The sequence below is a fragment of the Bifidobacterium jacchi genome, assembly GCF_009078285.1.
Classification (GTDB): Bacteria; Actinomycetota; Actinomycetes; order Actinomycetales; family Bifidobacteriaceae; genus Bifidobacterium; species Bifidobacterium jacchi.
Window position 1 is genome coordinate 1 of the sequence record NZ_RQSP01000029.1, and the last position, 14,897, is coordinate 14,897.

Genomic DNA, 14,897 nt, shown 5'->3' on the forward strand with positions numbered 1-14,897 from the left:
CACGCGACGCGAAAACGCGCGATTATTGCGTCGCGTGACAAGATCGGATGATGAAGAAGACGGGAGTCGGATGGCAACGTGCCCCCGGCAACGTCCCGTCAGAGGGGTGCAACACCACTTAACCAATTACGAGAAATGTCACTGATATAACCAGTGATCTGTCTCTACATAATCGAGGGATGCATCTTTTCCACTCAGCAGCAACACAACTGACAGCCCTTTCATCTAAGGGACCATTGTGTACGTAGATGTATTGAGACATCAGAATCAGACATAAGCAGAGACTTCAGCACAGAGACATAAGCACGTCAGATGCCCAAAACGCGGAAAGCCCCGCGCGAGGCGAGGCTTTCCGAACAATGACGTGACGGTTTCATCCGTCGCGTCATCAATCCGCATGCTATCCACATGTTATCCGCATGCTATCCGGATGCAATCGGCATGCACGGACTCGCTTTCGGCGAGTCAACGACCAGCCTTTCGCTCAACCTTTCGGCCTCACTCAGGCTGATCTGGCAAACGATCCCTTGGACCGTTTGCCTGACGATCAGCCGAAGCGGCCGGAGATGTAACGCTCGGCCTCTTCGTTCTGCGGGTTGTTGAACATCGTGGTGGTGTCCGCGAAGTAGGTGAGGTGTCCGGGCTGACCAACGGCCTTCAGGTTGAAGAAGGCGGTGTAGTCGGCGATACGGGCTGCCTGCTGCATGTTGTGGGTCACGATGACGATGGTGTAGTCGTCCTTGAGCTCGTTGATCAGATCCTCAACGGCGAGCGTCGAGATCGGGTCCAGAGCGGAGCACGGCTCGTCCATCAGCAGGACCTGCGGATGCACGGCAACGGCGCGCGCGATGCACAGACGCTGCTGCTGGCCACCGGACAGACCGATGCCGGGGTTGTCAAGACGATCCTTGACCTCGTTCCACAGGTTGGCGCCACGCAGAGCCCACTCGACCAGATCATCCGCGTCGGACTTGGAGATCTTGCCGTTGTTCAGCTTCACGCCGGCGAGCACGTTCTCACGAATCGACATCGTGGGGAACGGGTTCGGGCGCTGGAAGACCATGCCGACGTCACGACGGACGGCCACGGCGTCAACGCCGGGAGCGTACAGGTTCTTGCCTTCGAGCAGAACCTCGCCCTTGACGTGAGCACCGGGGATGATCTCGTGCATACGGTCGAGGGTGCGCAGCACGGTCGACTTGCCGCAGCCGGACGGGCCGATGAAGGCGGTGACCTTGTTCGGCTCGATGTTGATGTTCACATTCTCCACGGCCAGGAAGTCGCCGTAGTAGATGTTCAGATTCTTGACATCAATACGCTGTCCCATTTGTAGTTCCTTATGTTGGGTATGGGGTGTATCGGATTCTATTTCACTGTTCCGTCTTGACGGCGAACAGCTTCTCGACCAGTCGGCCGATGAGGTTCAGCACCAGGACGATGATGATCAGCACGAGGGCAGCGGACCACGAGCGCTGGTAGGCGATCTCGGGCACGCAGCTGGCGTCGGCCTTGTTGAAGCAGGTCTGCGCACCGGCGGCGAACTGCTTGTACACGTACACAGGCAGGGTTGCCATCTGGCCGTCGAAGAGGTTGTAGTTCATCTTGACGGGCAGACCGGCCGCGATCAGCAGAGGAGCGGTCTCGCCGATGACTCGCGCAATGGCGAGGATGGCACCGGAGACGATGCCCGGCAGTGCGGTACGCAGCACGATCTTGGTGATCGTACGCTGCTTGGTGACGCCGAGAGCGTAGGAAGCCTCACGAAGATCGTTCGGCACGATCTTGATCATTTCCTCACTGGTCTTGACGACGGTCGGGATCATCAGAATGGACAGTGCGACGGAACCCTGGAAACCGGAGTAGAAGCCGGGGCCCATCACCAGCGTGAACAGCGAGTATGCGAACAGACCGGCAACGATGGACGGGATGCCGCTCATCACGTCGACCAGCGAGCTGATCGTGCGGGCGGTCTTGGAACCGCGCGCGTACTCGACCAGATACACCGAGCACATCAGACCGATCGGGATGGAGATGATCATGGCGCCGAGCGTGATCTCCAGCGTACCGATGATGGCGTGGAACACACCGCCATAGCTGCCGGACGCAAGAGGCTTGCCGCCGATGACCCCGTTCATGCTGTCGGACAGGAACGAAATCGTCAGACGCTGCACACCGCTGGAGATCGTGCTCCACAGCACGGAGATCAGCGGGATGCACACGATCACGAACGCAAGCACGATCAAGCCGTACATGAAGCCGTTCATGAACTTGCGACGCTGCACAGAGGAGCGTGTGGGCTGGAACTTCGTGAAATCGATCTTCGGCGCGAACTTGATGGAACCGTCGTCGCCGGTCTTGATGGCAGAATTGGTCACAGTAGTCATCACTTCACCGCCTTATCAGTGATCTTGCGCGCCACGAAGTTGACGATGAAGGTGACGATGAACAGCACGAGACCGGTGCCGATCAGCACCGACACGCCCATATCATCGGCCTCCATGTACTTCAAGGCGATGTTTGCTGCGATGGTCATGTTCTGCGAACCCTTGAGCAGGAAGACCGAGAACAGGTAGCCGGGGGACAGAATCATCAGGATGGCCATCGTCTCGCCGAGTGCACGACCAAGGCCGAGCATGGCGGCGGAGATCACGCCGGACTTGCCGAACGGGAGCACGGCCAGCTTGATCATCTCCCACTTCGTGGCACCAAGGGCCAAAGCAGCCTCCTGCTGCAGACGCGGGGTCTGCTTGAAGATGTCACGAGAGACGGAGGTGATGATCGGGCAGATCATGACCGCAAGCACCACAGCAACGGTCGCCACGGTCTTGGACGGCTGCACGGCCGGGCCCTGGAAGATGTACGTCCAGCCCAGGTACTTGGCGAACCAGTTCCACACCGGCTGAATGGACGGAATCAGCACCAGACCGCCCCACAGACCGTAGATAACGGACGGGATGGCGGCGAGCAGATCAACCACGTAGCTCAGCGCGGTGGACAGCTTCTTGGGTGCGTAGTGCGAAATGAACAGTGCGATGCCGATCGAAACGAAGATCGCGAGCAGCAGTGCGAGAACGGAAACCAGCACGGTGCCGAAGACCAGGATGCCGACCAGCACCCAGAAGTTCTTCGTGGTGCCGTTGGAATAGTCGCTGACCTTCTGCGAAACGTTGGCCTGATCGCCGGTGAAGACCGGCAGTGCCTGAATGAACAGGAAGACGAGAATTGCTGCGAGCACGACAAGAATCAACATGCCGCAGGCGTAGGCAATGCCTTTGAAGACCTTGTCCGCGGTTTTGCCCTCGGAGCCAGCCTTGACTTTAGCTACTTGTGTTGCACTCACAAGTTCTCCTTATTGGTAGCCGCATCTGAACCGCCGAATCGCCGCCAACCCCGCGGTGTGGCGTTGGCGGCGATTCGGAGCCGATGCTTGGTTGTCAGGAGCGGTTCAGTCCCCTAAAGGGCCGAATCACTTGGTCTTGATCGCTTCGATGGAAGTGGTGACCTTGCTGCGCAGCGTGTCGGACATCGGAGCGGAGCCGGCGTTCTCAGCGGCGGTCTGCTGGCCATCCTCGCTGGTGACGTAGGTCAGCCAGGACTTGACGAACTTGGCGTCATCGGCCTTCTTGTACTCCGGGCAGACAACCATGTAGGAGACGAGGGCGACCGGGTAGGCACCGGCCTCGGTGGTCTGGTGGTCGAGCTTGACGACGACGCGCGGAGCCTTGGCGGAATCATCGAACGGAGAGGCGTCGACGACCTTGGAGGTGGCTTCAGCCGAGTAAGGAACGTAAGCGTCGCCGACCTTCACAGCGACGGTGCCGAAGTCAGCGGCCTTGGAGGCGTCGATGTAGCCGATGGTGCCGTCACCCTGCTGAACGGTGGTCGCCACGACGGAGGTGCCGTTAGCGCCCATGCCGACCTTGTTCGGCCAAGCCTTGGCCGGATCGTAAGGCCATGCGTCCTTGCCACCGGCATCCTGCAGGTAGCTGGTGAAGTCCTGCGTGGTGCCGGACTCATCGGAACGGTGGACCACGGTGATCTCCTTGTGGGGGAGGTTCAGGGACTTGTTGTCGCCCTGGCCGGTGATCGCGGCGTCATCCCAGTACTTGATCTTGCCGTCGAAGATCTTCGCGATGGTGGCGGCGTCCAGCTCGATGTGCTTGGACTTGTCAACGCCGTTGATGTTGTAGACGATGGCGATGGCGGAGATGTAGACCGGGACCTCGAACGCGGTGGTGTCGTTCGCGCACACGGCCTTGGACTTCTCGACCTCTTCGTCCTTGAGCGGGGCATCGGAGCCGGCCCACTGGATGGCGCCGGTCAGGAACTTCTTGACGCCGGCGCCGGAGCCGGTGCCGTTGTAGTTGACGGTCGCACCGCTGTTGTTCTGGGTGTAGCCGGAGATCCAAGCCTGAACCGCGCTCTCCTGCGAGGTGGCGCCCTCGCCGTTGAACGTGCCGGAGACCTGCTCGGTGGTGGTGTCGCTGGAGTTGGTGTTGGAGCTAGCGTTGTTGCTGCTAGTGTTGTCACCGCAGGCGGCCAGCGCGGCGAGCATGGCCAGGCTGGAGATTGCGGCGACGGAACGAACGAGCATGGAGTTACGCATGATTCTTATTCCCTCTTGATCACTTACGGCGGCCGAAGCCGCCGGCGTGCGATACCTCTTCCGGAGCCGAAGCTCCTTCATCATCAATTCGCACGCTGTAATTCATGACAATTACAAGCGTATGGGGAATATCAGCGTTGCACGATCAAAATCGGTGAACGGTAGATGAACTCTTGCCCACCATTGCCGCTACGCGTCGACTACGTTGCTTTTGCGGACCCGCCGCGAGCCCGCCGCCGACGCGACATGTCGGTTCAAACGGCTGTATGAGCGGGTTTTGACCTATGCGCGGCCACTCACTCGGCTGGTTCGTCGATTTTGTATCCAAGACCGCGAACCGTAGTCAGGTACTTCGGATGGGCCGGGTCGATCTCGATCTTGGAACGCACGCGCTTGACGTGCACATCAAGCGTTTTCGTGTCGCCTACGTAGTCCGAGCCCCAGATCCGGTCGATGAGCTGATGACGGGTCATCACGCGACCCTTGTTCTGCATCAGATACTCCAGCAGCTCGAACTCCTTGAGCGGGAAGAACACGCTCTCGCCGCGCACCGTCACCTGATGCTGGCCCACCTGCATCGAAATGTCGCCGCACACCAGCGGAATGTCGTCATCCGGCTGGCCGCCAGCCTGCGCCACCACCTGATTGCGGCGCAGCACGGCACGGATGCGGGCCAGCAGCTCGCGGAACGAATACGGCTTGGTCACGTAATCGTCGGCGCCGATCTCAAGGCCGACGACCTTGTCGATCTCGGCGCTTTTGGCGGTGAGCATGATGATCGGCACGCGGCTCTGCTCGCGGATGCGGCGGCACAACGCAGTGCCGTCGATGCCCGGGAGCATCAGATCGAGCAGCACCAGATCGATGCCTCCCTTGGTGAACAGCTCCAGACCCTCCTCACCGGTCTGCGCCGCCGAAACGTCGTATCCCTCGCGCGTGAGCTGATAGACCAGCGGCTCACGATAGGATTCCTCGTCCTCCACGATAAGAATTCGCGTCATGATTCCCTTTCCATGCCGATGCCCATCGATACCGTCCGGTACCAATGCCACAACATCGCGTACGGAGGCCTGTCAGGCCACACTCCGGCCGCGTTCCGTCCGTTCGCTTCCTCCCGTGCGCGTCGGCCCACCCCCGCACGCGGCACATCCGATTACCTATCGTAGCCGCTAAGTGAACGTTCTGTGACAAACTTCGTCAACTACGTAGTGAAATCAGTGGACTATGCTCGATTGGGGCTCGATCGGGGGCATGCCCGTCATTCGCGAGCGAGGCTTTCCTAATCGGCGCGGCTGCCGTCGGACGCATCATCGGAGGCGGCATCGGCGGCGGTATGATGCGCGGCATCGCCGGAAGCTGCGTCAGCAACGCCATCCTCAGCACTACCGGCGGCAGCGGCATGATCATCGCCACCATCGCCGTCATTGCCGTCCTTCGGCTTGGGAAGCACGATCGTGAACGTCGACCCCTCCCCCTCGCGCGACCAGACCGAAATCGTGCCGCCGCACTCCTGCACGCAATGCCGGGTGATCGACAACCCAAGCCCAGAGCCGCCCGTTGCGCGGGAACGGGCCGGATCAACGCGATAGAAACGCTCGAAAATGCGTCCCAGCGAGGCCGCGGGAATGCCGATGCCCTGATCGACCACGCGAATCAGCACGCGCCCGCCGTCACTCGCCACCGCAACGACCACCATCGTATGCTCCGGCGAATAATGGATCGCATTCTCAACAAGATTCTTGACCGCGGTCTTGAGCGATTCGGGTTCGACGTCCGCCACCGGACCAAGCTGGGCGGCAGCAACATCGCCGACGTGGGCAGCAGCAGCGTCGCCGGCGGCAGCCGCGGCAATCTCGTCGCCGCCATCGCCGCCGGTGGCACCGTCGGCACCGTCGCCACCGCTGATGCCGCCACCGATGCCCTCGCCTGCGTCCAGCGGCACGGAACGTCCGTCAAGCGTCAGCCGAATCGTGATATCCCGGGCCTTGGCCTGCACCGCGTTCTCGCCGATCGCATCCCGCACGATCGGCAGCAACGGCACGCGTTTGAGCTCGACGTGACGATCGTCACCGGACTGCGCGCGCTGCAGGTCGATCAGACGATGCACCAGCTCGGTCAGCCGCGCCGATTCCTTCGACACACGGCCCGCGAAATACCGCACCGCCTTCGGGTCGTCGGAGGCGTCCGCAATCGTTTCGGCAAGCAGCGAAATCGCCCCGGCCGGAGTCTTGAGCTCATGCGAGACGTTCGTCACGAAATCGCGACGCACCGCCTCGAACCGACGCCGTTCGCTGACGTCATTGACGAAAATCGCATACAAGTCGTCGCACATGGAACCGACGCGCACCCGCAGATACCGCATCATCGACGGCACATCATCGCCTGCGCGAACGCCACGCCCGTCGGATTCGACGATATCCGACGGCACGCGGCCGTCCACCGACAACGGAATCGTCACCTCGCGCTCACGAGTGGTGCCGTCCGAAACGGTCAGCGACAGCACATCGCGCACTTCGTCGGAGGTGATGCGATCATGCTCGACCAACCCAGCCGCGTTCGCAGCGGGCGACGCATAGCGGACGCGCCCCGCGTAATCGCAGACGATGACCGCATCGGGCATGACACGGACCAAACCGAGCTCGGCCTCGCGAATCGGCACATCGTCGCCAAACAGCGACTGCCGAGACTCGTCATCATGAAATGCGCGAACGGTGAGCTCACGCCCTTCGTTGCGACCGTTCGCGTAGGCGATGGCCCCGACGATGGCCGCAACGGCCGCCATCAGCAGGACGACGACCACCATCAGCACGATCTGCCACCACTCCATGACCACGCCTTTCCACCATTCCTCGGCGACGCGCGCCTTGCGCAATCTACTGCATGCCGGCAATCGCGCACCGCCACTGCCTGCCAATCACTGCTTACCAGTCATTGCTTACCAGCGTAGCGGCCGACGCACGTACTTTCACCGAGCGACTACGTAAGTTCAGCGTATGTTCATGTTCTGGCGGCGTGGCGGGCGGTTGGAGTGAGCAGCGCGACGCAGCGGCGGCCGGCGCAAACGTGCCGCAGCGCGCCGCAACGCGCCGCAACGCACCGCAACGCACTACAGGCGGGTCGCAGCGCAGCGCAGCCGCACTACAGGCGACGCAGGATGTTGACGGCGAGACGGGCCGCCGTGTCGGCGTATTCGGAGATGTCGAACTCCTTGAACACCTCGTAGTCGGTGTCCGCGTTGTCGGACAGCGCGCGAATCACCAGCGCGGGCACGCCGTTGCGCGCGGCGACATGCGCCACCGCGGCGCCCTCCATCTCCACCGCGTCGGCACCGGTCTCGCGGATGACCTGCTCGACCTTGCGCGGATCATCGACAAAGTAGTTGCCCGAGGCGATGATGCCGGTGATGTGCGTGATGCCCATCTCGCCCAGCGCGGCATCAGCAAGCGCGAGCAGGCGATCGTCGGAATGGAACTCCTCGACGGGCTTGTCCTCACTGCCGGGCGCCCACTGGCCGACGAGCCGCATGTCGGTGTCGAGATAGCGCAGCGTGCCGCCCAGCACCACGTCGTTGATGTGCAGTTCGCGATTGAGGTTGCCGGCGATGCCGGAGAAGATCACCGCATCGGGCGCATACGCGTCGATGAGCCGCTGCGTGGTGGCGGCCGCGTTGACCAGTCCCATGCCGCCGACCGTGGCGGCGACGGCGATCGTGCCTCCGGCGTTGGTGGTGATCGTGCCGCGCGTCACGTCGAGGCTTGCCGCCTTGTCGTGGCTGACGTCGGCGAGCGCGCCGGCGATGTGCGCGACTTCCTCGTCAAGTGCGCCGATGATGGCGATGGTGGTCATGGTTGGTCCTTTCTGTGGGTTTCGGTATGGCGCTACGTCACTGCCAGAGCGTCACTGCCAGCGTCGGGTGGAGACCGCCGCCGCCAGCTCGCGCAGCAGCCGTTCGGTTTCGGGCCAGCTGATGCACTTGTCGGTGATCGACTTGCCGTAGACGAGCTGGTCGAGCGGCGCGGCCGGCTGATTGCCGCCTTCGATGAAGCTCTCCATCATCACGCCGGTGATGCCGCGCTCCCCGGCGGCGACGCGGCGCGCGATGTCGCGCACGACCTCGGCCTGACGGTGCTCGTCCTTGCCGGAGTTGCCATGCGAACAGTCGATGATCACCCCGTGGGCGGCGGCCGAGTCGGCTGGCATCATCGCGCGGATGTCATCCATCGCTCGGGCGACCGACGCGGCATCGTAGTTCGGTCCGTGAATCGATCCGCGCAGCACGACATGGCAGTCGGGGTTGCCGAGCGTTTCGACCGCACAGGCGCGCCCCATGTGATCGATGCCGAAGAACGTGTGCTGCTGCGCGGAAGCATAGCAGCCGTTGACCGCCGCCTTGACGGAGCCGTCGGTCGCGTTCTTGAATCCGATCGGCATCGACATGCCGCTTGCAAGCTGGCGGTGGACCTGCGATTCAGTGTTGCGCGCGCCGATCGCACCCCAGCTGACCGCGTCGGCGATGAACTGCGGGCTGGTCGGCTCAAGGAATTCGGTGGCGGCCGCCAGACCCTCGTCGAGCACGCCGAGCAGCGTCTTGCGGGCGAGCAGCAGCCCTTTTTTGATCTTGTGGCTGCCGTCGATGTCGGGATCGTTGATCAGACCCTTCCAGCCGACCGTGGTGCGCGGTTTTTCGAAATACACGCGCATGACGATGAGCAGCTCGCCGTCGAGTTCGTTCATCACCTTCGCCAGTCGGTGCGCGTAGTCGAGCGCGGCGGCCGGATCGTGCACCGAGCACGGACCGACGATGACCAGCAGACGATCGTCCTGACCGTAGAGGCAGGCGCGGATCTCGTCGCGCGAGTAGGCGACGATCTCCTGCGCCTGCGGTGTCAACGGCTGTTCGGCCAGCACCTGGGCGGGCGTCGGCAGCGGTTCAAGTTCAAGGATGCGACGATTGACGATACGGCTGATGCCAACCTGATCCTCCCAACGTGGCACGTCGGTGGCGACCAGCGGATTCTTCCCCTCGTCCATCGCCTGGCGAATCGCGCGCAGCTCCTCGGGGGTGTTGAGCGGCTGCGGGCCGACGCGCAACGGGTGCTGCCGCGGGTCGTTCACGTGCGCGGCGGCGGAATCTTGCTGCTGCATGATGTCTGGTTCTCCTTGAAGTCACTATCTTCCCCAAGGATAAGGAACCGCGGGAACAAGCACGGAACATGCGGATTTTGTGGGCTTCCACTCAATCCAATCACTTTGATCGCGCCGGGGTGCATACGCGTGAGTTTGGCGATTGAGAGGCAGATTTTTGGGAAACACCCCAAGCGAGGAGGGTGCTCAGTTGTGCTTGGAACGTACAACAGCGCAGTACAAGCCGATCGCGAGCAGTGCGAGGCCGAAGCCAATTACGGGTGTCACCGTTGCACCGGTATTGACCGGTTGTTGCGATGATACGTTGGTCGAGCCGCCAGCTCGTTTGCGCACGGCAACCGCAAGCGTGATGCCGTCTCGGTTGATGGCAGGTGCCGTGAACACGCCTCGATCATCGAGACTCACGGTTTCGCCGTCATAAGTGAAGGCCGCAACCGTATAGCCGTCGTCCGTTTTGACACGGTATTCTTGCGTCGCCAGTCGCGCGACGAACACATTCGTCTCGCCGGTGTACGGTTTGCCATCAATAACAACGGTCGCATGAGGAGCAATACTCAGATGAACAGCATGATGACTTGGCACTTCGGCTGTCAGCTCAGTAGTCGCACCGTGAGACGGCTCGTCTGCGATGGCTGGCGGAACGAATACTATACTCACGATGGCCAATAGTGCGGCGATGCCAGCAAAGAGCAGTTTTGTGATGGTCCGGTTCATCGAGCATCCTTACCGTTGATGATATGTGCGGCACGCATCGTGTGTGGATACGCGCCGCACTGTTGGGGCACTGTTGGATAGCACCGTTGCGTTGGAACGCACCGATGAGCGACTACTTCACATCCGTTATCTCGGCGGTGAAGGTGATCGTCCCAGCGTAGGTGCCGGCCTTGGCGACGGCCCAATCGGCGGCGTCGATGGCTACGGTCAACGGCACGGTCTTGGCGTCGCCATCGTTGAGGAAGCCCGCGCGCAGCTCATCCTCGGACCATACAAGACCGTCCTCCGGAGATGCCACCGTCGGCTCGCCGGCGTTGAGCGTGTACGCGATGGCCGCCTTGTCGTCACGGTTCGTGGCGTCGAGCACTCCGCTGGTTTCCGCGGTGACGGTCACGACCTCGTCGTTCACGTTGCCGGTCACCTTGAGGGCATCCAGCGGGGTGGTCTCCGTCTCGAACGCGATCTGGGTGTCACGCGGAATGGTGAGCGTGTACGTGGATTCGACCGTGGCGTTCAGCTGGGTCTCGCCAGCCTGTTCATTGCTATCGGCCGCGACCGCGGTGGCCGGGGCGAGCAGCAGGCCGGCGACGATCAGCGCGCCGGCGAGGGTCATGTGCTTGCTCATGACGGTTCCTTTCGCATGGGGTCTCTCATACAGACCCATGGTGTGAATCAATCTGTGGTGTGGATGGATGCGGCTGATGGATCAATCGGCGGTGACGCCTGCGACGAACGTCATCGTGCCCGAGTAGCTGCCGGCGCGGATGACGGCATCGGGAGCCGTGGGCTGGAGAGCACCGAAGTCAATCTGCTGGGACCTGGCCGTCACGCCGTCTCCGCCAGGGACGCTGATGACGGTCAGATCGTTCGAAGTCAGCGCTCCGCCGTTCATGGTCACCGCGGAGGTCACGGAGACCGCCGCATCCTTGGCGCCTTGAAGATCCAGACTCACCACGGCGCCGTTCGCGTCGGCGGAGAAACTGTTCTTGGCGTTGTTGTCGATGGCCACACGGAACGTATGCCCCGGCGCGACGTTGACGTCGCCGGCCGTCACCGTGACGCTGCCACCATCGACGTTGAGATCCACCTTCTTGGGAATGGTCAGCGCATACGACGACGGCTGGCTGTAGTTCACCTGCAGATCCGTGTCCCCGTCGGCGGCGAGCGCGGTGCTGGGCAATGTGACTGCGCCGAGCAGCATCGCCACCACGGCGGCGGTCATGCATTGTTTCTTCATGATGATTCTCTTTCTTCCGCAGTTCGGTTGTGTGTGATGTGAGTACTGGATTCAGCTGATGTGCTCAATCAGGCGATGACATGCAGCGTGAGTGTGATGTCCGACCCGTTGAGCTGGCTTTGGTCATCCAGCGAGAAGCATTCGTATTGCAGCGTCACCCCCTCGTAATCCCCCACGGACAATGGTTGGCTCAGTTCGATCTCATGCAATCCCTTACCGGGTTCGATGAGTTTCGACTGCCAGATTCGCGTGCCGTCCGCGAGGACAAGCGTGAGCCGGAAATAGCAGGTGTTCTGTTCCGGGTTGTACAAGTTCACCGACTGAGTGGTCGCGCCCGCTTTGAATGTCATCGAGTCGAAGCCGGGAATGTCGATGGTGTCGGTGTTCTTCTTGCCGGTGTAGGTGGGTCGGTCGCCGGTCCAGTCCTCGCCTTCGGTTTCGATCTGACTGCTCGCGTTGCCGCTGCCGCCACCGAACCAGCGGTTCCAGTTGGCACCGGCTACGATACTGCCAATAGCGACGGCGAGTATCAGCAGTACGGTCAGGACGATGCGCCACATTGCGCGGCGCTGCTGCGGCGATTCGGTCATTGCTGTACCTCCTCACGAACAGTGAACGTGAGATTCGCGGAGTAGTTTCCGGCGGGGATGATGTCCGTAGGACTGCCATCTACCGTGGGTTTAGCGAAGTGCAATGTTGCCGTGGATTCGCCGTCGCTGATGTTGTTGCGCAACGGTGACGCGCTGCCGAGCGGATTGCCGTTGTCGTCGGTTACGATGGAACGCAACGTGACGTTGCCGTCGGAACGGGTCAGTTTCAAGCCATCCGATGATGTCCAGTCGTCGCCTTTGCCGTTGACAACGGAGCCGAAGATGGAGAGTTTCCGGTTGGGATCGACGAGTTTGACGTTCGTGATCGTCACCGTTGCGGAACTGTTCGTCGTATCTTCATCTATTGAGACGGTGGTTTTCGGAATCGACAGCGTGTACGCGCTCGACGAGGCGACGGAGAACCACTGCCACGGATTCGTCGCACCATCGGCGTTCTTGCCCGCATACACCGCGCGATACGGCGTATATGACGTATACGACTTGTCCGCGGACACCTGCACGAACTGATCGTCCGTCCCCGGGAGCCACAGATACAGGTTCGCGTCCGCGCTGCCGTCCGCATTCACATGCGCGCCATCGATCTTCCAGTCCATCCTCCATGCATCGCCCGCATCAGCGCAGTCATCGGATGCCACGCACGAACGCACCATGCGTTGTGCCGCCGATGCCGGCACCACCGCCAGATGCACGTCGTTGCCCTTGCCGTCGGTCGGCTGCGGCGTGGTGGAGGCGCCGTTGTACGTTCCGTCGATCGCTTTCACGCTGCCGCCGGTGATCACCACATTCGAACCATCGCCGTAGTTGCCGCCGCCGATGCCGGCACCGAATGCAGCGCTGACGCCGCTGTATGACTGAGCCGTCACCACACCACCGGAAATCACGATATCCGAGCCGTCGCCGTCAAAGGAATGGCCTCCGCCGATGCCGGCACCGCCCACACCATTGTTGACGCTGTATGCCTGGGCGACCACCGTGCCACCGGAAATCTTGATAGCAGAACCGGCGGCATTGTAACCACCGCCAATGCCTGCGCCATACACCTCGCCGTCCTTGCTGTACGACTGGGCAGTCACCAGTCCACCGGAAATCGTGATATCCGAGCCGGCCCCCTCATCGCCTCCACCAATGCCTGCGCCGTGGACATAGCGGGCCTCACCGTATGACTGGGCGGTCACCGTGCCACCGGTGACGGCAATATGCACACCGTCACCGCCATCGCCGCCGCCGATGCCGGCACCATACGCACCATATGCGGATGCATCGCCGTATGACTGGGCGGTCACCAGTCCACCGGAAATCACGATATGCGAGCCATCGCCGTTACCTCCGCCGCCAATGCCGGCGCCAGTCGGATAGACGCCGTACGACCGGGCGTCAATCACGCCGCTCTCGACCGTGATATGCGAGCTGCCGCTATCTTTGCCGCCGCCAATGCCGGCACCATACGCCACTCTATCGGTCACACTGGCATACGACTGGGCGGTCAGGCTACCCCAGTCGGCCTTGCTGGAACCTTCCGACGTGATGGTCAGCGCGAAAGCTTCTGACGGCTTACCGTCGATATCGTTCTTCTCCAGACCGGCATGATTGAAACCGGAAATCAGCTCGTTCTCGCTGTTCTTGGCAAGCGTGAGAGTCAGCTTGCCGGACGTATGCGAGAACGCCGCGGCATCGATGCCCGTGTCGCCACTCAGATTGATCCGGACGCCATCCAGCACCACGTTCGCCGGCACGCCGTCGACCGGCGTGACCACGATGCGATCCTTCGTCGCGGCTGAATCCGCCGACGGATGCCGCAGCGTACCGCTCATCGTGATCGTCAACGTCGTGTCCGCGGATTGAGGATGAATCATCAGCACACCCGGCGACGACAGATCGCCCTCGATGGACTGTTCGACGTGATAATCCGCGGCCCTGCCCGGCGAACCACCCGACATCACAAAATCCGCCGAGGCAGCCGCCATCACACGAACCGGATACGTACCCTTATCGTCGCCGGCATTGGACATTACTTCATATCCGTCCGCCGGCGTCACTCCATATACCTTGTTCCGCAATACGGCATCATCGGACGTATCGGCAAAATAGCCGCCGGTAATCGACACAGAGGAAGCACGGCCGCCTTTCCCGGCTCCAACCGCGCTCCCCTGGCTGGAGGCAGCAGACACATAGCCACCGGAAATCGTGATATCCGAACCGTTACCGTTGGAGGCGCCGCCAATGCCCGCGCCACCTGCACCGTGCGACTGGGCCGTCACGATGCCACCGAAAATCGTGATATGCGAGCCATCTTGGGACACACCACCGCCAATGCCCGCGCCACCATGCCCATACGAAGAGCTGACGGAGCTGTACGACTGGGCCGTCACGATACCACCGGCAATCGTGATATAGGAGCCGCCGGCAGCGCTCGGACAACCACCGACACTGTTCACAAACGTACAGGAACCACCGATGCCAGCACCATTCGCAGACGTTTCTGCACCGTATGATTGCGCGAGCAACGTACCCCAATCATCCTTGCCGGAACCTTGCGAATCGATGGTCAACGCGAAGTCCGCGGACGGCTTGTTGTCGATGTCGT

13 protein-coding genes are annotated in these 14,897 nt (G+C 61.7%); all 13 read right to left on the reverse strand.

The features are described 5' to 3' along the window. Positions 1 to 547 precede the first annotated feature (547 nt). On the reverse strand, positions 548 to 1,327 hold the full coding sequence (gene pstB / locus EHS19_RS07815) for a phosphate ABC transporter ATP-binding protein PstB (protein WP_151917208.1): 780 nt from the start codon (positions 1,325 to 1,327) through the stop codon (positions 548 to 550). A 43-nt stretch (positions 1,328 to 1,370) separates the two neighbouring features. Then, complete coding sequence (gene pstA / locus EHS19_RS07820) at positions 1,371 to 2,384, reverse strand: phosphate ABC transporter permease PstA (protein WP_151917209.1); 1,014 nt, start codon at positions 2,382 to 2,384, stop codon at positions 1,371 to 1,373. Beyond that, positions 2,384 to 3,340 (reverse strand): phosphate ABC transporter permease subunit PstC, encoded by a 957-nt coding sequence (pstC, locus tag EHS19_RS07825; protein WP_241677154.1) that lies wholly within the window; start codon positions 3,338 to 3,340, stop codon positions 2,384 to 2,386. The genes pstA and pstC overlap by 1 nt, the downstream gene beginning before the upstream one ends. Positions 3,341 to 3,466: 126 nt before the next feature. Further along, positions 3,467 to 4,606, reverse strand: a complete 1,140-nt coding sequence (locus tag EHS19_RS07830) for a phosphate ABC transporter substrate-binding protein PstS (protein ID WP_151917210.1) — start codon at positions 4,604 to 4,606, stop codon at positions 3,467 to 3,469. A 296-nt stretch (positions 4,607 to 4,902) separates the two neighbouring features. Then, entirely contained in the window at positions 4,903 to 5,607 is a 705-nt protein-coding gene (locus tag EHS19_RS07835; RefSeq protein WP_151917211.1) for a response regulator transcription factor, read from the reverse strand. Positions 5,608 to 5,885: 278 nt separating this feature from the next. Continuing rightward, positions 5,886 to 7,433 carry a sensor histidine kinase gene (locus EHS19_RS07840; protein WP_175578379.1) on the reverse strand — a complete coding sequence of 516 codons (1,548 nt, stop codon included), beginning with the start codon at positions 7,431 to 7,433 and terminating at the stop codon, positions 5,886 to 5,888. A gap of 311 nt (positions 7,434 to 7,744) precedes the next feature. Then, positions 7,745 to 8,452: a 5'-methylthioadenosine/S-adenosylhomocysteine nucleosidase gene (mtnN, locus tag EHS19_RS07845; RefSeq protein ID WP_151917212.1), complete on the reverse strand. Its 708-nt coding sequence runs from the start codon at positions 8,450 to 8,452 to the stop codon at positions 7,745 to 7,747. A gap of 51 nt (positions 8,453 to 8,503) precedes the next feature. Further along, positions 8,504 to 9,751, reverse strand: coding sequence for a 3-deoxy-7-phosphoheptulonate synthase (locus EHS19_RS07850; RefSeq protein ID WP_151917213.1), 1,248 nt, complete (start codon positions 9,749 to 9,751; stop codon positions 8,504 to 8,506). Between the two features lie 186 nt (positions 9,752 to 9,937). Beyond that, entirely contained in the window at positions 9,938 to 10,465 is a 528-nt protein-coding gene (locus tag EHS19_RS07855) for a hypothetical protein (RefSeq protein WP_151917214.1), read from the reverse strand. 112 nt (positions 10,466 to 10,577) lie between these two features. Beyond that, positions 10,578 to 11,090 (reverse strand): hypothetical protein, encoded by a 513-nt coding sequence (locus EHS19_RS07860; protein WP_151917215.1) that lies wholly within the window; start codon positions 11,088 to 11,090, stop codon positions 10,578 to 10,580. An 81-nt stretch (positions 11,091 to 11,171) separates the two neighbouring features. Further along, positions 11,172 to 11,702, reverse strand: a complete 531-nt coding sequence (locus tag EHS19_RS07865) for a hypothetical protein (RefSeq protein ID WP_151917216.1) — start codon at positions 11,700 to 11,702, stop codon at positions 11,172 to 11,174. Positions 11,703 to 11,770: 68 nt separating this feature from the next. Then, positions 11,771 to 12,292, reverse strand: a complete 522-nt coding sequence (locus EHS19_RS07870; protein ID WP_151917217.1) for a tRNA (uracil-5-)-methyltransferase — start codon at positions 12,290 to 12,292, stop codon at positions 11,771 to 11,773. Continuing rightward, positions 12,289 to 14,322, reverse strand: coding sequence for a hypothetical protein (locus EHS19_RS11415; RefSeq protein WP_338325045.1), 2,034 nt, complete (start codon positions 14,320 to 14,322; stop codon positions 12,289 to 12,291). Before EHS19_RS11415 ends, EHS19_RS07870 begins: the two co-directional genes overlap by 4 nt. Positions 14,323 to 14,897: the final 575 nt, after the last annotated feature.